General features: G+C 66.4%; 18 protein-coding genes and 1 pseudogene. 15 read left to right on the top strand and 4 right to left on the bottom strand.

From position 1 onward, the window contains the following. Positions 1 to 25: 25 nt before the first annotated feature. From FOZ70_RS05665 to FOZ70_RS05655, 3 genes and pseudogenes are all read left to right on the top strand, one after another. The gene (locus FOZ70_RS05665; protein WP_021158709.1) at positions 26 to 784 is read left to right on the top strand and encodes an arginine deiminase family protein; all 759 of its coding nucleotides are present in this window, start codon (positions 26 to 28) and stop codon (positions 782 to 784) included. Positions 785 to 882: 98 nt separating this feature from the next. Continuing rightward, a complete protein-coding gene (locus FOZ70_RS05660; RefSeq protein WP_021158710.1) occupies positions 883 to 1,347 on the top strand; it encodes an Lrp/AsnC family transcriptional regulator in 465 nt (154 codons plus the stop codon). Between the two features lie 102 nt (positions 1,348 to 1,449). Then, positions 1,450 to 2,982, top strand: a pseudogene (locus FOZ70_RS05655) (amino acid permease). Positions 2,983 to 3,092: 110 nt separating this feature from the next. On the opposite strand, the gene FOZ70_RS05650 reads toward FOZ70_RS05655, so the two are convergent. Then, positions 3,093 to 4,007 (bottom strand): LysR family transcriptional regulator, encoded by a 915-nt coding sequence (locus tag FOZ70_RS05650; protein ID WP_219705155.1) that lies wholly within the window; start codon positions 4,005 to 4,007, stop codon positions 3,093 to 3,095. Between the two features lie 200 nt (positions 4,008 to 4,207). Between FOZ70_RS05650 and FOZ70_RS05645 the strand changes: the two genes are divergently transcribed. Both FOZ70_RS05645 and FOZ70_RS05640 read left to right on the top strand, forming a co-directional pair. After that, on the top strand, positions 4,208 to 5,593 hold the full coding sequence (locus tag FOZ70_RS05645) for an MFS transporter (protein ID WP_219705153.1): 1,386 nt from the start codon (positions 4,208 to 4,210) through the stop codon (positions 5,591 to 5,593). A gap of 15 nt (positions 5,594 to 5,608) precedes the next feature. Continuing rightward, positions 5,609 to 6,007: a hypothetical protein gene (locus FOZ70_RS05640; RefSeq protein WP_021158714.1), complete on the top strand. Its 399-nt coding sequence runs from the start codon at positions 5,609 to 5,611 to the stop codon at positions 6,005 to 6,007. Positions 6,008 to 6,056: 49 nt separating this feature from the next. On the opposite strand, the gene FOZ70_RS05635 is transcribed toward FOZ70_RS05640, so the two are convergent. Further along, on the bottom strand, positions 6,057 to 6,782 hold the full coding sequence (locus FOZ70_RS05635; protein WP_048022087.1) for a glutathione S-transferase: 726 nt from the start codon (positions 6,780 to 6,782) through the stop codon (positions 6,057 to 6,059). A 132-nt stretch (positions 6,783 to 6,914) separates the two neighbouring features. Then, positions 6,915 to 7,238 carry a cupin domain-containing protein gene (locus tag FOZ70_RS05630; RefSeq protein ID WP_059622071.1) on the bottom strand — a complete coding sequence of 108 codons (324 nt, stop codon included), beginning with the start codon at positions 7,236 to 7,238 and terminating at the stop codon, positions 6,915 to 6,917. A gap of 390 nt (positions 7,239 to 7,628) precedes the next feature. Between FOZ70_RS05630 and FOZ70_RS05625 the strand changes: the two genes are divergently transcribed. The 8 genes from FOZ70_RS05625 (at position 7,629) to asd (ending at position 14,522) form a co-directional block, all read left to right on the top strand. After that, positions 7,629 to 8,450, top strand: a complete 822-nt coding sequence (locus FOZ70_RS05625) for a hypothetical protein (RefSeq protein ID WP_042974240.1) — start codon at positions 7,629 to 7,631, stop codon at positions 8,448 to 8,450. Positions 8,451 to 8,480: 30 nt separating this feature from the next. Further along, positions 8,481 to 9,242 carry a Tat pathway signal protein gene (locus FOZ70_RS05620; RefSeq protein WP_219705169.1) on the top strand — a complete coding sequence of 254 codons (762 nt, stop codon included), beginning with the start codon at positions 8,481 to 8,483 and terminating at the stop codon, positions 9,240 to 9,242. A gap of 436 nt (positions 9,243 to 9,678) precedes the next feature. After that, entirely contained in the window at positions 9,679 to 11,088 is a 1,410-nt protein-coding gene (gene leuC, locus FOZ70_RS05615; RefSeq protein ID WP_021158716.1) for a 3-isopropylmalate dehydratase large subunit, read from the top strand. A 3-nt stretch (positions 11,089 to 11,091) separates the two neighbouring features. Further along, entirely contained in the window at positions 11,092 to 11,238 is a 147-nt protein-coding gene (locus FOZ70_RS05610) for an entericidin A/B family lipoprotein (protein ID WP_021158717.1), read from the top strand. Between the two features lie 68 nt (positions 11,239 to 11,306). Next, entirely contained in the window at positions 11,307 to 11,957 is a 651-nt protein-coding gene (gene leuD, locus FOZ70_RS05605) for a 3-isopropylmalate dehydratase small subunit (protein WP_021158718.1), read from the top strand. Positions 11,958 to 12,033: 76 nt separating this feature from the next. Further along, positions 12,034 to 13,101 (top strand): 3-isopropylmalate dehydrogenase, encoded by a 1,068-nt coding sequence (gene leuB, locus FOZ70_RS05600; RefSeq protein WP_060230400.1) that lies wholly within the window; start codon positions 12,034 to 12,036, stop codon positions 13,099 to 13,101. Positions 13,102 to 13,199: 98 nt separating this feature from the next. Continuing rightward, entirely contained in the window at positions 13,200 to 13,319 is a 120-nt protein-coding gene (locus FOZ70_RS05595) for a hypothetical protein (protein WP_021158720.1), read from the top strand. A gap of 81 nt (positions 13,320 to 13,400) precedes the next feature. Next, on the top strand, positions 13,401 to 14,522 hold the full coding sequence (gene asd / locus FOZ70_RS05590) for an aspartate-semialdehyde dehydrogenase (protein WP_153489800.1): 1,122 nt from the start codon (positions 13,401 to 13,403) through the stop codon (positions 14,520 to 14,522). 105 nt (positions 14,523 to 14,627) lie between these two features. Here asd and flgE read toward each other — a convergent pair whose 3' ends face one another. Continuing rightward, positions 14,628 to 15,872: a flagellar hook protein FlgE gene (gene flgE, locus FOZ70_RS05585; protein ID WP_048022078.1), complete on the bottom strand. Its 1,245-nt coding sequence runs from the start codon at positions 15,870 to 15,872 to the stop codon at positions 14,628 to 14,630. A 38-nt stretch (positions 15,873 to 15,910) separates the two neighbouring features. On the opposite strand from flgE, the gene FOZ70_RS05580 reads away from it, so the two are divergent. Further along, positions 15,911 to 16,096 (top strand): hypothetical protein, encoded by a 186-nt coding sequence (locus tag FOZ70_RS05580; protein ID WP_124922314.1) that lies wholly within the window; start codon positions 15,911 to 15,913, stop codon positions 16,094 to 16,096. A gap of 10 nt (positions 16,097 to 16,106) precedes the next feature. Further along, positions 16,107 to 16,307 (top strand): hypothetical protein, encoded by a 201-nt coding sequence (locus tag FOZ70_RS05575; protein WP_219705151.1) that lies wholly within the window; start codon positions 16,107 to 16,109, stop codon positions 16,305 to 16,307. Positions 16,308 to 16,573: the final 266 nt, after the last annotated feature.

Genomic DNA, 16,573 nt, shown 5'->3' with positions numbered 1-16,573 from the left:
TGTGGCGCTGACCATGGAGGAGTCGATGCAATTCACGCAAGCGATCGTTCGCCGTCCCGCGCCGTCCTGTGGCGCGGGCCTGACCACTGCCGCGCTCGGCGCGCCCGACTACGACAAGACGCTCACGCAGTTCCACGCATACTGCGACGCGCTGCGCACGCTGGGCGTCGAGCTGACCGAACTGCCGCCGCTGGACGCGTTTCCCGATTCGCACTTCGTCGAGGACGTCGCGGTCGTGACGCCGGAATTCGCGGTGATCACGCGCCCCGGTGCGCCCGCCCGGCGCGGCGAGACGGCGCACATCGAAGCGGCGCTCGCCGCGCATCGCGACCTGCTGCCGATGCAGGACGGCCGTCTCGACGGCGGCGACGTGATGCTGGTCGGCAAGCGCTTCTACATCGGCCTGACAGGCCGTACCGACGCCGAAGGCATCGCCGCGTTCGAATCGCTCGTGTCGCGCTACGGCTATTCGGTCGTCGCGGTGCCGGTGGGTGCCGGCCTGCATCTGAAGTCGGTCGTCAACGCGCTCGGCGACGACACGCTGCTCGTGACCGAAGCGCTGGCCGCGCATCCGGCATTCGCCGACTATCGCCGGATCGCGATCTCGGCCGCCGACGAATACGCGGGCAACACGCTGCGCGTGAACGGCACGCTGATCACGCCGGCCGGCTACCCGCGCGTGCACGACGCGATCGCGTCGCTCGGGCTGCCGCTGCACGTGATCGACACGAGCGAGTTCCGCAAGATGGACGGCGGCCTGACCTGCCTGTCGCTGCGGTTCTAGCCGATTGGCGCGCGGCCGCTTCGGCCGGATAATGTGGCCCCCGCGCGGAACAGGAGACGTTCCGCGCACCAGCCACGACCCGACCGGAGCGAACGCGGATGACCGACAAGAAGATGCAGCTCGACAAGATCGATCTCCGGATCCTCGACATCCTGCGTACCGACGGGCGCATTTCATACCGGAAGCTGTCGGAGCTCGTGAACCTCACGCCGCGGCCGTGCCAGGCGCGCGTGGAGCGGCTCGAGGCGCTCGGCGTGATCGAGGGCTACCGTGCGGTGATCAAGGCGCCGCGCGCGACCAAGCCGATCGTCGTGATCGCGCAGATCGTGCTGGCCGACCACGGGCGTTCGCAGGCGCCGTTCGAGGACGAGATGCGTGCGAATCCGGCCGTGCTCGATTGCTGGCTCGTGAGCGGCACGTTCGATTTTCTCGTGCGGCTCGCGTGCGAGGATCTCGACGAGTACCGGCGGATCGCGAACGTGTGGCTGGAAAGCCCGCGATTCCGGATCGAGAAGATCGTGACGACGGCCGAACTGCAGGCGATCAAGCGCAGCGTCGTGTGATGCGTCCGGCCGGGAACGGCCGGTTTCGACGCGAATGACCGGGCCTGACGATTTGTATTCCGAATCAAATTGTCCGGCCCGAATCCAATCAGGGTGAACACTATGGATGCTATGCAAGCGGCAGTGGAGACGGCCGCGCCGTCGGGCACGACGCTGAAGCGCCGTCTGCAGGGCCGCCACATCGCGATGATCGCGATCGGCGGATCGATCGGCACGGGGCTGTTCGTCGCGTCGGGTGCGTCGGTCGCGCAGGCGGGGCCGGGCGGTGCGATCGCCGCGTATATCGCGATCGGGCTGATGGTGTACTTCGTCGTTACGGGCCTCGGCGAGATGGCCGCACTGATGCCGGTATCGGGGTCGTTTGCGATCTACGGCTAGAAGTACGTCGACGAAGGCTTCGGCGTCGCGCTCGGCTGGACCTACTGGTACAGCTGGGCCGTGACGATCGCGATCGAGTTGGTCGCCGCGCAGATCGTGATGCGCTACTGGTTTCCGACCATACCCGGCATCTGGTGGGGCGCGGGCTTCCTCGTGCTGATCTTCCTGCTGAATACGCTGTCGGTGCGCGGCTTCGGGGAGTCGGAATACTGGTTCTCGCTGATCAAGGTCGTGACCGTGGTCGCGTTCATCGCGGCCGGGCTGCTGATCGCCGCCGGCCTGATCGGGAACGGGCATCCGGTCGGCTTGCGCAACTTCACGACCGGCGACGCGCCGTTTGTCGGCGGCGTGCACGCGATGATGAGCGTCGCGCTGATCGCGGGATTCTCGTTTCTCGGCACCGAGCTGGTCGGGATCACCGCCGGCGAATCGGAGAATCCGCGCAAGACGATCCCGCGTGCGGTGAAGCAGATTTTCTGGCGGATCATGCTGTTCTACGTGCTCGCGATCTTCGTGATCGGCCTGCTGGTGCCGTACACGGACCCGAACCTGCTGAAGAGCGACGTGACCGACATCGGCGTGAGCCCGTTCACGCTGGTGTTCAGCCATGCGGGTTTCCGGCTCGCCGCCGGCGCCATGAATCTCGTGATCCTGACGGCCGTGCTGTCGGCCGGCAACTCCGGCACTTACGCGGCGACGCGGATGCTGTACAACCTCGCGTCGGAAGGGCGCGCGCCGGCGATGTTCGCGACGCTGTCGCCGGGCGGCGTGCCGCGCAACGCGCTGTACGCGACGATGGCCGTCGGCGGGCTGTGCTTCCTCACGTCGTTGACCAACAACCAGAGCATCTATCTGTGGCTGCTGAACACGGTCGGCATCACGGGCTTCATCGCGTGGCTCGGCATCGCGGTCTGCCATTACCGGTTCCGCAAGGGGTTCCTGAAGCAGGGCTACCGGCTCGATCAGCTGCCGTACCGCGCGAAATGGTTCCCGTTCGGGCCGCTGTTCGCGATCGCGATCTGCATCGTGATCTCGCTCGGGCAGGATTACCAGGCGTTCTTCGCGGCCCGCATCGACTGGATGGAAGTGCTGTCGATCTACGTGTGGATTCCGCTGTTCGTCGCGATCTGGTGGGCATATCGCCGGGCGCGCAAGAGCCGGCTCGTGCGCTACGAGGAGATGGACATCGGGCCGTGGCTGACGCGCTCGGTCGAGGCCGTCGATGCGGCGGCCACGCAGCACGGGCACCCGCACTGACTTGTCGGTATTGAAGGCGCGGCACCGAAAGCGCGGCAACGGAAGCCGGTCGTATCGGACGGCCGGCTCCGCAACGACGGCACGCACGCGGCGGCGCACGCAAACCGCGCTCAGTGCGCGTGCTGCAACCGCGCCTTCATGAAGTCCACCCACGCGCGCACTTTCTGCGGCACGTGCCGCGTCGCGACGTATAGCGCGTAGACGTTCTGCTGCGGAAACCGGTACGCGGGCAGCGCATCGACCAGCGTGCCGCTTTCGAGATCGTCGCGCACGAGCCATTCGGGCAGCAGTGCGACGCCGCTGCCCCGGCGCGCGAGTTCGGTCAACACCGATGCGTTGTCGACGACGACGCGAGGCTTCGCGGCCGGTCGAAACGCATGTTCGTTGCCCGCGCGATCGGTGAGCGTCCATTCCGCGATTCGCTCGAGCCGGCTGTGGCCGAGCTGCGGGAGGCGGGCGAGGTCGTCGGGCGACGCCGGTTTCGGGCGCCCGGCCTTCGCCGGCAGGTCGGGTGCCATCACGGCGAGGACGTCGTAGGTGGCGAGGCAGACGCCGCGATAGGGCAGGTCGCGAAAATGCTCGTGACGCCCGAGCCGGATCGCGACGTCGAAGCGGTCGCGCACGAGATCGGCCTGCGACGTATGTGTTTCGAGCCGCACGCGTAACGCGGGATGCTGCGCGGTGAACGCATGCAGCATCGGTGCCAGGACGCGCGCCGCATACTCGACCGTCGACGTCACGCGCAGTATGCCCTGCATCCCGCCATGCTCGCCGCGCACTTCGTCGATCGCCCCTTCGGCTTCGTCGAGCACGCGCAGGCAGCGCTGGTAGAAGCGCTCGCCGGCGTCGGTCAGCTCGACACGCCGGGTCGTGCGCGTGAACAGCGTGACGCCGAGCTCGGCTTCGAGCTGCTTCACGTTGAAACTGACGGCCGCCCGCGCCTGGTTCAGTGCGGTGGCGGCGGCCGTGAACGAACCGGCTTCGACCACGGCACGGAAAACGGCGAAACGATCGAGGCTCACCATGGTTGGGGCGTGGGTCCTGTCTGGGTGTTGGATCGCTCGAAGGGTACCCGAATGTGCGGCCGTGCGGCGTTGCGTCGTCGTGGCATCGTGGCGGCGCGATCCGATTGTCAAAAAATTGCGACGGGACTCGTCGCATCCGGCCGCTTACCGATCCGCGTGCCGGCTTCTACACTGCGGCGTTTCGTGATGTTCCCGCCGCCATGCCAGACCGTTCCAGAATCGCCGCCGTCTACCTGCTCGGCTTCGCGATCGACCTCGCGAACATGTTCATGCTGAACGCCGCGTATCCGGCGCTGCAGCGCGAACTGCACGCGTCGGTCGCGCAGCTTGCGTGGGTCGGCAACATGTACGTGCTCGGCCTGACCGTCGTGATTCCGTTCGGCACGTGGCTCGCGCGCCGTTGCGGCGAGCGGCGCGTGTTCGCGGCTTCGCTGCTGCTGTTCGGGCTCGGCAGTGCCGGCGTCGGCGCATCGCCGTCGATCGAGACGCTGCTCGCGTGGCGGCTGGTCCAGGGGCTCGGCGGCGGGCTGCTGATACCGGTCGGACAGACGATGGCCTATCGCGCGTATCCGCCGCAGGCACGGGCGCGGCTCACGTCGGTCGTGATGATGGTGGCGCTGCTCGTGCCCGCGTTGTCGCCGGCGATCGGCGGGGCGATCGTCGATCGCGGTTCGTGGCGCGCGATCTTCTTCGCGATGTTGCCGATCGCGGCCGCGACCTGCGCGCTCGCGTTCGCATGGCTGCCGCGCGACGGCGCGCGCGACCGGCCGCCGCGGCTCGACTGGCCGGGGCTCGGCCTGAGTGCGGTCACGCTCGTCGCGCTGCTGCTCGGGCTGACCGCCGCGGGGCAGCCCGGCGGCGCGGCATTCCCGCTCGCGATGCTGGCCGTCGCGAGCGCGGCGGGCGCGGGCTATGCGGCGCATGCGCGTCGCGCCCTGTCGCCGGTCGTCGACCTGCGCCTGCTCGCGCAGCCGCTGCTGCGAACCGGCGTGGTGGTCTATCTGTGCGTGCCGGGCATCTTCACGGGCGTCAACCTCGTCGCGTCGCTCTATCTGCAGAACGCGCTCGGGTTGAGCGCCGCGCATGTCGGCGCGCTGATGCTGCCGTGGGCGATCGCGGCGTGCTTCGCGATCGCGACCACGCGCCGCTGCTTTGCGCGCCACGGCGCGAAACCCTTGTTCGCGAGCGGCATCGCGATCGATTGCGTCGGCATCGCACTGCTCGCGACGCCCTGGGCCGACGTCGAAGCCGTGCGCATCGCGGCATTCGCGGCGATGGGGTTCGGCGCGAGCCTGTGCACGAGCACGTCGCAAAGCGCGGCGTTCGTCGATGTGCCTGCCGACCGGATGGGCGACGCGAGCGCGCTGTGGAACATCAACCGCCAGTTGAGCTTCTGCGTCGGCGTGGCCGTGCTCGGCAGCGCACTCAATGCGTTGCTGGCGTTCGACGCGGGCGGGCCGTCGCTCGCGCCGTACCGCTGGTGCTTCGGGCTGGCGGTCGTGCTGACGTTGCTGCCGCTGGGCCTGATTGCGCGGCTTCCCGCATACCGTGCGCCGGTCGCGCAACCCGTTTCATCCCACTCGTGAGAACCTGAGAGCCTTATGAATTTGCCGAATCCGTATTTCAAGGAAGTCGTCGACACCGTTGCCGACATCGCGTGCTGGTTGTCCGGCCGTGCCGGCCCCGAGCGGCTCGCGACGCTGATGGCGCGCTTTTCGCCGGGATTTTCGATGATCACGATGTCGGGCACGGTGCTCGATTACGCGGGCATCGATGCGCTGTTTTCACACGGGCACGGCGCGCGCCCCGGGCTGGTGATCGACATCGACGAGTTGCGCGGGCTTGCCGTGTGGTCCGATGGCGCGACGATCGGCTATCGCGAGACGCAGACCGACGCGCAAGGGCAACGCACGGTGCGGCGCTCGACGGTCGTGTTCCGGCGCGAGGCGGACGGGCTGATCGTGTGGCGCCATTTGCACGAGACGCCGGTCGCCGCGTGAGCGGGGCGTCGGCCGCCCTGCGTGAAGCGGCGCGGATGCAGTGCCGGGGTTACTTGTCCAGCTCCGGATAGTGCCGGAAGATGCCCATGTCGTTGAACGGGATGCGGCGTTCCGACGCGAGATAACGCGCCACCGGCGGATGCTCCGCGACGCGGTCGTGCAGCGCGACCAGCGCCGCGATTTTCCGCTCCGCGCGCTTCATCGCCTTCGGAAACGCGTAACGCAGCCCCTCGATCAACTGGAACATCGACAGGTCCGCATAGCTGAGTGCGTGGCCGGCGATGTAGCCGCTCTTGTGCGGGTTCTGGTCGAGTACGCGCTCGAAGTAACCGAGGAATTTCGGCAGCCGGTTCTCGAGGAAATCGGCTGCGCGCTCGGCGGCTTCCGCCTGCTGGTCCTCGTAGTAGAGGCCGCTTGCGATCGGATGGTGCGTGTCGTGGATCTCGGTGACGAAATCGGCCACGGTCAACTGAAGCTGGTGCACCCACAGCCGGCCGGCTTCGTCGTCCGGCGCGAGCCCGAGCCGCGCGCCGAGAAACAGCAGGATGTTCGCGGTCTGCCCGACCACCAGGTCGCCGGCTTTCAGGAACGGCGGTGCAAACGGCACGCATTCCGCCTTCGCGCTGTCCATCATGCGCATCATCGCCGGCACTCCCATGCCGCGCCCCGATTCACGCGCGACGTCGACGTAGTCGGCTTCCGCCGCCTCGAGCGCGAGCCGCACATATTCGCCTCGGCCCTGGATCTCGGGCCAGTAATACAGTTCGTATCGCATGGTGTTTTCCCGTTCGTTGAAGCGGCCGCCACCGGCATCGTGACGATCGGGCGGCCGCGCGTCGCGCGCCGCCCGCTGCGAATAGACAGTCTAGGCGATCGCGGGAAAAGTGCCGCGCGTCACCATCACGCGCTACGCGCCGCGCTCGCCGCCTTCGGGGCCGTAGAAGAACACCCAGGTCGAGAAGTCGCCGGAGAAGCCGGTGAAGCGGTGGTCGGCGTGTGCCGGGACGAACAGCACGTCACCGGCCGCGACCGCGCATTCGCGTCCGTCGACGACGAAGTGCGACGTGCCGGTGGCGATCACGTAGACCTCGTCGCGCGTATGCGGCTTCTGCTTGTCCTCGATGCGCGGCCGGTACAGCTCGACGTCGAGCGTGCCGTGGCGAAACAGCGTCGTGAACAGCGTGCCTGCTTCGTCGAGACGGGCGAGCGATTCGTTCAGGCCGAGCTTCATCGTCGTGTACTCCGGGTCCGGGTCGTGGGGATTGCCCATGTGCGTTGCGCCATCGTAGCGCGTCATGCGGGGGAAGTCGCGCGGCGTGCGGGGCGCATGATCGCCATCCGTGGAACGAATCGCGCAGGTGCTCACCCTATGTGAAACGCGGGCATCCATCCGTGAAACGAAGACGCGATTGCGCGTATTGGCTCGCAAGCTTCACCGCAATTTAACAAACGCCGACTACGATCCGGGCTCGTCAATCGACGGAAGCGCGGCGATTAGGCCCGCGCTGCGGTACTGCCGTCCGTCGCCACCTGTGCGACTCGCCCGACTGCGATTTCCCGTGACCGTGAATGCGATGCCGGGGTATCGCGTCGACGTCATTCGCATCATTTCGTATTTCTCATGAAACTGAATCCGCTGGCTTCTTCACGCAGAAAATTCCTGGCCGCCGCGCCGGCCGTCGCGGCGGTGCCGCTGCTGAGCGCATGCGGCGGCGACGACGTCACGTCGATGCCCGTTACCGACGCCGCGCTGGCCGCGCAGATGTCCGCGAAGCTGAATGCGCAGCTCGGCGATGCCGCGACGGTCGGCGCGATCCAGCCGGCGCTGACCGACGTCGGGTTTGCGTGGGACCTGCCGACGATGCCGGCGGCCCAGGCCGGCGCGATCGTCGCGTACAGCTTCGGCAATCGTCCGAACGCGGCAAGCGGCAATACGTCGAGCACGGGCGGCAACCAGTCCGCGCTGCCCGATCCGGGGCCCGTCAACGAAGCGCTCGCGGATGCCGTCTATCGCATTCGGCAACTGAAGCCGGTCAAGGTCTACGCGCAGTGGGAGATCGCCCGCTTTCTCGTGTCGAAATACGGGATGGGCGCCGACGTGCTGTCGTCGATCGAGCCCGTGATCGCGAGCGACGGCACGATCGTGTACCTCAGCACGGCCGGCGTGGCCGCCGAGGCCGTGTCGCGCGCGGGCGGCGCGGCCGCGATGGGCAGCGTCGCGGTGGTCGGCCATCGGGATCATGCGAAGCGCTGCATCCAGACCTCGCAGCAGGCGGGCATGAAGGCGGCCGCGGTTGCCGAGGTGCCGTTGCCGACGCGCTACGACCCGCAGTCGGGCCAGCCGTGGACGCGCAACCGCAGCCTGTACCTCGTGCACGACATGTATGCGCAGATGCTCGCCCGCGCGGTCGGCGCGACGATGCAGGCGTTCCCGAAGGGCTGACGCACTTTCTTTCTCCCGATTCCGATGACCATGCAGACCCGCCGCCATTTCCTCGCTTCCGCTGCCGCGCTTGCCGCGACCGGTACCGCCAGCACGCCGGGCTTCGCCGGCGACGCTCCCGCTTCAGACGCCGAACTGCAACGCCAGATGCTCGGCAAGCTGACGAACGAACTGAACGACCGCGCAGCCGCCGCCGACGAGGCCGGTTACCTGTTCGAGACGTTTTTCTCGTGGACGCCGCCGACCGTCCAGGCCACGGCCATCAACACGATTGCCGCATTCGCATTCGGCAGTCGCGCCGCGCCGTCGTCCGGCGCCGCGCCCGTGCCCGGCCCCGTGAACGAGGCGATTGCCGACGCCGTGTTCGTGCTGCGCCAGAAGGTTGCCGCGCGGATCTTTGCGCAGCAGGAAGTCGCGAGCGTGCTCGCGTCGAAATACGGGCTGACGGCCGGCGTGACGTCGATCGCGACACCGGCGCCGGCCGCCGGCAGCCCGATACCGACGCCCGACGGCGTCGTAACCGCGATCGTCAGGCAGGCCGGCTCGGCGTCGGCACTCGGCAACGTCGGTGTCGTCACGCATTCGGATCAGGCGTCGATTGCCGTGCGCGTGTCGAATGCCGCGGGGATGCAGGCCGCGGTGCCGGCGGGCCTGACGCTGCCGTCGTTCTACGACGCGTCCGCGCAGATGCCGGCCTTGCGGCGCCGCGATCTTTACCTGCTGAGCAACGTCGGGGTGCAACTCGGGATGTTGCGGCTCGAGCTGATCAACCGCGAATACCCGAACGGCTGACGCTGCGGGCACTCGCGGCATCGGCTGCCGCACGACTTCACGTTCCGGGCGCCCGGTGTGCGGCGCAATCGCGAGCTACGGGCCGTTCAAGACGCCTTCGCCGCACGACACGTCGCAGCGAAGGGCGTTGTTCCGCAACGGCCGCTTCCACTCGCCGAAGGACGCGCAGCGCTTCCGCGTGCAGCGCGATACCGCCCCCACGAAGGCGGCCAGCCGGTGCGTGTCGCCGTGACACGCATCCCACGCGACGGCTGCAACCGCCGTCGCGCCGTGCGCGCCCGCATTTGCCGGGTAATGCCGATACAGGTATTGGCACTACCAGCCAAACCACTGTTTTTAATGGGTTTTTTCGCGTGCGGCCCGCGCCGTGACGCGTTCTGCGTGGCATAATCGACCGCATCCGCAAGGCTTGTAGTCACAACGACCCCGCATACCCATGGCACAGACTCTCTACGACAAACTGTGGAACACCCACGTGGTCCACACCGAGGAAGACGGCACGACTTTGCTCTACATCGACCGTCAGCTGCTGCATGAAGTCACGAGCCCGCAGGCATTCGAAGGGCTGAAGATCGCGCAGCGTCCGGTGTGGCGCATCAGCGCGAACCTGGCCGTGTCGGACCACAACGTGCCGACCACCGATCGCAGCCACGGCATCGCCGATCCCGTCTCGAAGCTGCAGGTCGACACGCTCGACGCGAACTGCGATGCGTTCGGCATCACGCAGTTCAAGATGAACGACGTGCGCCAGGGCATCGTCCACATCATCGGGCCGGAGCAGGGCGCGACGCTGCCGGGCATGACGATCGTGTGCGGCGATTCGCATACGTCGACGCACGGCGCGTTCGGCGCGCTCGCACACGGCATCGGCACGTCGGAAGTCGAGCACGTGCTCGCCACGCAAACCCTGCTGCAGAAGAAGAGCAAGAACATGCTCGTGAAGGTCGAGGGTGCGCTGCCGCGCGGATGTACCGCGAAGGACATCGTGCTCGCGATCATCGGCAAGATCGGCACGGCCGGTGGCACGGGCTACGCGATCGAATTCGGCGGCTCGACGATCCGCGCGCTGACGATGGAAGGCCGCATGACCGTCTGCAACATGGCGATCGAAGCCGGCGCGCGCGCGGGCATGGTCGCGGTGGACGACACGACCATCGATTACCTGAAGGGCCGTCCGTTCGTGCCGACCGGCGCGGAATGGGATCAGGCCGTCGAATACTGGCGTCAGTTCAAGTCGGACGAAGGCGCGCAGTTCGATCGCGTGGTCGAGCTGAACGCGGCCGAGATCGTGCCGCAGGTCACGTGGGGCACGTCGCCGGAAATGGTCACGTCGATCGACGGTCGCGTGCCCGATCCCGAACGCGAGAAGGATCCGGTCAAGCGCGATGCGATGGAGCGTGCGCTGGCCTACATGGCACTCGAGCCGAACACGCCGATCGAGTCGATCAAGGTTGACAAGATCTTCATCGGTTCGTGCACGAACGCGCGCATCGAGGACATCCGCGCAGCCGCGTACGTCGTGAAGAAGCTGAACCGTCGCGTCGCGTCGAACGTGCGGCTCGCGATGGTCGTGCCGGGCTCGGGCCTCGTGAAGGCGCAGGCCGAGCGCGAAGGGCTCGACAAGGTGTTCACGGATGCCGGTTTCGAATGGCGCGAGCCGGGCTGCTCGATGTGCCTCGCGATGAACGCCGACCGGCTGGATCCGGGCGAGCGCTGCGCGTCGACGTCGAACCGCAACTTCGAAGGCAGGCAGGGCGCGGGCGGTCGCACGCACCTCGTGAGCCCCGCGATGGCGGCGGCCGCGGCGATCGAAGGTCACTTCGTCGACATTCGCAAGCTGGGGTGACGCGTGACGGCATCGAAGGTCATCGCGCGGCTGGTTGCCGCGCTGGCGCTGGCGGGGCTGGGTTTCGGCCTTGCGGGCTGCAATACCGTCCAGGGCTTCGGGCAGGACGTCAACGCCGCCGGCAATGCGCTGAAGCGCGCCGCGGAGTGACGAGTCCCGCCGAGAATTTGTCGATGTGCGCCGGCTGAACGCCGGCCCTTCAACCGGATAGACGGATCATGGAAAAATTCATTGTGCATACCGGCGTCGTGGCGCCGCTCGATCGCGAGAACGTCGACACCGACGCGATCATCCCGAAGCAGTTCCTGAAGTCGATCAAGCGCACGGGCTTCGGTCCGAACGCGTTCGACGAATGGCGTTACCTCGATCACGGCGAGCCGGGCCAGGACAACTCGAAGCGCCCGCTGAATCCCGACTTCGTGCTGAACCAGCCGCGCTACCAGGGTGCATCCGTGCTGCTCGCGCGCAAGAACTTCGGCTGCGGCAGCTCGCGCGAGCACGCGCCGTGGGCGTTGCAGCAGTACGGCTTCCGCGCGATCATCGCGCCGAGCTTTGCGGACATCTTCTTCAACAACTGCTACAAGAACGGGCTGCTGCCGATCGTGCTGACCGAGCAGCAGGTCGATCACCTGTTCAACGAGACGGCTGCGTTCAACGGTTTTCAACTGACGATCGACCTCGACGCACAGGTCGTGCGTGCGGGCGACGGCCGCGAATATCCGTTCGAGATCGCCGCGTTCCGCAAGTACTGCCTGCTGAACGGCTTCGACGACATCGGCCTCACGCTGCGCCACGCGGACAAGATTCGCCAGTTCGAGGCCGAGCGCCTCGTGAAGCAGCCGTGGCTCAATACCAAGCTGGTCGGCTGACGTGCCTTTCGGGTGGGCGCGCCGGCGGCGCGCCCGCCGGCCTGCCTCATAAAACCTATCCAGTCAGGAATTTCGCATGAAGATTGCAGTGCTGCCCGGCGACGGCATCGGTCCGGAAATCGTCAATGAAGCGGTGAAGGTGCTGAACGCACTCGACGAGAAGTTCGAACTCGAACAGGCGCCGGTTGGCGGCGCGGGCTACGAGGCAAGCGGTCATCCGCTGCCGGACGTGACGCTGGCGCTCGCGAAGGAAGCCGACGCGATCCTGTTCGGCGCCGTGGGCGACTGGAAGTACGACTCGCTCGAGCGCGCGCTGCGCCCCGAGCAGGCGATCCTCGGGCTGCGCAAGCATCTCGAGCTGTTCGCGAACTTCCGCCCGGCGATCTGCTACCCGCAGCTCGTCGATGCGTCGCCGCTGAAACCCGAGCTGGTCGCGGGCCTCGACATCCTGATCGTGCGCGAACTGAACGGCGACATCTACTTCGGCCAGCCGCGCGGCGTGCGTGCCGCACCGGACGGCCTGTTCGCGGGCGAACGCGAAGGCTTCGACACGATGCGTTATTCGGAACCTGAAGTGCGCCGTATCGCGCACGTCGCGTTCCAGGCGGCCCGCAAGCGCGCGAAGAAGCTGCTGTCGGTCGACAAGGCGAACGTGCTCGAAACGTCGCAGTTCTGGCGCGACATCATGATCGACGTGTCGAAGGAGTACGCGGACGTCGAGCTGTCGCACATGTACGTCGACAACGCGGCGATGCAGCTCGCGAAGGCGCCGAAGCAGTTCGACGTGATCGTCACCGGCAACATGTTCGGCGACATCCTGTCGGATGAAGCGTCGATGCTGACGGGCTCGATCGGCATGCTGCCGTCGGCGTCGCTCGACAAGAACAACAAGGGCCTGTACGAACCGTCGCACGGTTCGGCGCCGGACATCGCGGGCAAGGGCATCGCGAACCCGCTCGCGACGATCCTGTCGGCCGCGATGATGCTGCGTTACTCGCTGAATCGTGCGGAGCAGGCCGATCGCATCGAGCGCGCGGTGAAAACGGTGCTCGAACAAGGCTACCGCACGGGCGATATCGCGACGCCGGGTGGCAAGCAGGTCGGCACGACGGCGATGGGCGACGCGGTGGTCGCGGCGCTGTAACGCAGGCAAGTAGAAAGGGCGCGAACGGGCCGCGAAATCGGCCGGTTCGCGCGCGGTTGGCCGTTGTGCGGGCAACCGGCTTTGTGTAGACTCGAACGATGGCGCAAATTTCCCTGATCTCCCCGGTCTTGAAACTCCACGGCAACATTGCCCGTGCGGGTGCGCGCGCCATCGTCATCACGAAAACCATTACCACGAAAACGATCATTAAACGCTGATCGTCCGTCGTGCCCGCCTATTTCCCCGCGCGGTCACACCGGGGACGGAAATGGCGGGGAAGCTCCATCAAAGGGTTAGTCATGAACGTAGGTCTCGTAGGTTGGCGCGGCATGGTCGGCAGCGTCCTGATGCAGCGCATGCAGGAAGAGGGCGATTTCGACCTGATCGAACCGGTGTTTTTCAGCACCAGCAACACGGGCGGCAAAGCGCCGTCGTTCGCGAAAAACGAGACCACGCTCAAGGACGCGACCAACGTCGACGAGCTGAAGAAGTGCGACGTGATCATCACGTGCCAGGGCGGCGACTACACGAACGACGTGTTCCCGAAGCTGCGTGCGGCGGGCTGGAACGGGTACTGGATCGATGCGGCATCGTCGCTGCGGATGAAGGACGACGCGGTCATCATCCTCGATCCGGTCAACCTCGACGTGATCAAGGACGCGCTCGTCAAGGGCACGAAGAACTTCATCGGCGGCAACTGCACGGTCAGCCTGATGCTGATGGCGCTCGGCGGCCTGTTCCGCGAGAACCTCGTCGACTGGATGACGGCGATGACCTACCAGGCCGCATCGGGCGCGGGCGCGCAGAACATGCGCGAACTGCTGTCGCAGATGGGCACGCTGAACGGCGCTGTGAAGGAGCAACTCGCCGATCCGGCATCCGCGATCCTCGACATCGACCGCCGCGTGCTGGCCGCGATGAACAGCGACGCGATGCCGACCAGCAACTTCGGCGTGCCGCTCGCCGGCTCGCTGATCCCGTGGATCGACAAGGATCTCGGCAACGGGATGTCGAAGGAAGAGTGGAAGGGCGGCGCGGAAACCAACAAGATCCTCGGCAAGCCGGCAATGGGCGAGCCGGGTTCGATCCCGGTCGACGGCCTGTGCGTGCGGATCGGCGCAATGCGCTGCCACTCGCAGGCACTGACGATCAAGCTGAACAAGGACGTGCCGCTCGACGAGATCAACGGCATCCTCGCGTCGGCGAACGACTGGGTGAAGGTCGTGCCGAACGAGCGTGAAGTGTCGATGCGCGACCTGTCGCCGGCGAACGTCACGGGCACGCTGACGGTGCCGGTCGGCCGCCTGCGCAAGCTCGCGATGGGCGGCGAATACCTGTCGGCGTTCACGGTCGGCGACCAGCTGCTGTGGGGTGCGGCCGAGCCGCTGCGCCGCATGCTGCGCATCCTGCTCGACAAGTAAGCTCGTGTGTCCGGCCCGCGATGCGCGGGCCGCGTTGCACAAGATGGCGCGCCGCGCCGGCCTTGACGATATCAGGGCTGGCGCGGCGCGTTTTTCATGTGCGCGTCAGCGCATGTTCAGCAGCGTCTGGTCGACGGTCTGCTGGGTCTTGATCGTCTGCGCATTGGCCTGGTAATCGCGCTGCGCCTTGATCAGGTTCACGAGCTCGGTCGTCAGGTCGACGTTCGAGTTTTCCAGCGCACTTCCCTGCAGCGTGCCGTGGTTCGTGCTGCCCGGCGCGGAGATCTGCGGCACGCCCGACGCGGCGGTTTCCACATACTGATTGCCGCCGATGTTCTCGAGCCCGTTCGGGTTGTTGAAGTTCGCGAGCGCGATCAGGCCGAGCACCGCGCTCTGGCCGTTCGAGTAGTTGCCGGTCAGCTTGCCGTCGGTGCCGATCGAGAACGTCGTCAGCGTGCCGCTCGCGAAGCCGTCCTGTGCGAGGTTGGTCACGCCGCTCTTTCCGCCGAACTGCGTCGTGCCGCCCAGGTCGAGCGTCAGGTTCTGCGGATTGGCGCCGCCCGACGCGTTGGGGATCGAAAACGCGAACTGACCGAGGCTCGGCGTCGGCTGGCCGGTGGCGGCCGACGTCGTCGAGGTGATCCGGCCCGATGTGTCGAACGTGACAGTGCCGAGATTCGTCGGCGTCTGGCCCTGCACGCCCGCGTAGGCCTGCCAGGTGCCGGCTGCGTTCTTCGTGAAGTACATCGACACCTGCTGCGAGCCGCCGAGCGTGTCGTACACCTGGATCGACGAATTGTAGTTGTACGTGGTGTTGTCGCCCGGGTTGAACGGCGTCTTGGCCGGCACCTTGTCCTGCGAATTCAGGTTGAACTGGCCGGTGATCTTCGTCGTCGCCTGCGGGGCGATGTTGTTGGTCGGCGCCTGCAGCGGCACGGTCGCCGCGGTATTGATCGCGCCGCCCGGGCCTGCCGCATAGCCCATCAGGTTGCGGTTTTGCGAATCGACGATGGCGCCGCTCTTGTCGCGGTGGAATACGCCGTCACGCGAGTACGTCGTCACGCCGTTGTTCGACATCTGGAAGAAGCCGTTGCCGTTGATCGCGATGTCGAGCGACGACTTCGTCGTGTTGATCGTCCCCTGGCCGAATTGCTGCTGCACCGACGCGAGCCGCGTGCCGATGCCGATCTGCGTGTTGGTCGACGTCGCAACCGAATTCGCGTACATGTCGGCGAAGTTCGCGCGCCCCTGCTTGAAGCCGACCGTGTTTGCGTTCGCAATGTTGTTGCCGATCACGTCGAGATGGTTCGCCGCGCCGGCCAACCCGCTCAAACCCTGCTGATAGCCCATGTTCGATCCCCGTAACGAGCTGGTGAGTAGATGCAGTCGTGCGACTGCGCGATGCCTCCCTGGCACCTCACGACGTCAGCCCGGCCACGCGCGTGCCCGCCTTTCCGGCAGGTGCGTGCGCGATGGTCGAACTGCGCCGATTCTTGTTTGAAGACGATCGTAACGACGGCAATTATTCGATCTGTGTAATTTTGTGTAATGTAATTGAATTGCTGTCGAAATGATCAATTTCGTATGAGCAATGAAACGGGGGTGAGGCTTGGAAGCCTTGTGGGGCGGGGGTTTGTGGGTGGAAATGTCCAATTTGACGATAAGATAGGGGAATTGGCCTCTTATCGATCAATTGAAATTTATTTCAATGGATTGGGGGATCGGCGGGATTTGTTTTTATTGGATATTGCTAATTCATTAACGGCAGGTGGCGCGATTTATTGAGCAAACGTGCCCGATTTCGCGGTCGTGGCGCGGCATCGAGCCCTGGAGTGGGCAGGCCGCCGGGTGAGCGGCAAGGGGCGCGCCAATCGTTCGGGACGGGATGCGGCCGGGCGTTTTTCAGTCGAGGGAGGTGTGCTTCCGATCGATCGGGAACGCTGGTCGCACCGTGTGAACCCGGGCATCGGAGCGGCTCGGCCGGCGGGTGCGCGGACGCGCGAACGCGGCCGGTTGCACCCAGCGGCGACGAATTCGGCCCGAACCCGATC

It is taken from the genome of Burkholderia sp. COPS (assembly GCF_019425585.1).
GTDB lineage: Bacteria > Pseudomonadota > Gammaproteobacteria > Burkholderiales > Burkholderiaceae > Burkholderia > Burkholderia cepacia.
This window is presented reverse-complemented; position numbering and strand designations above follow the sequence as displayed.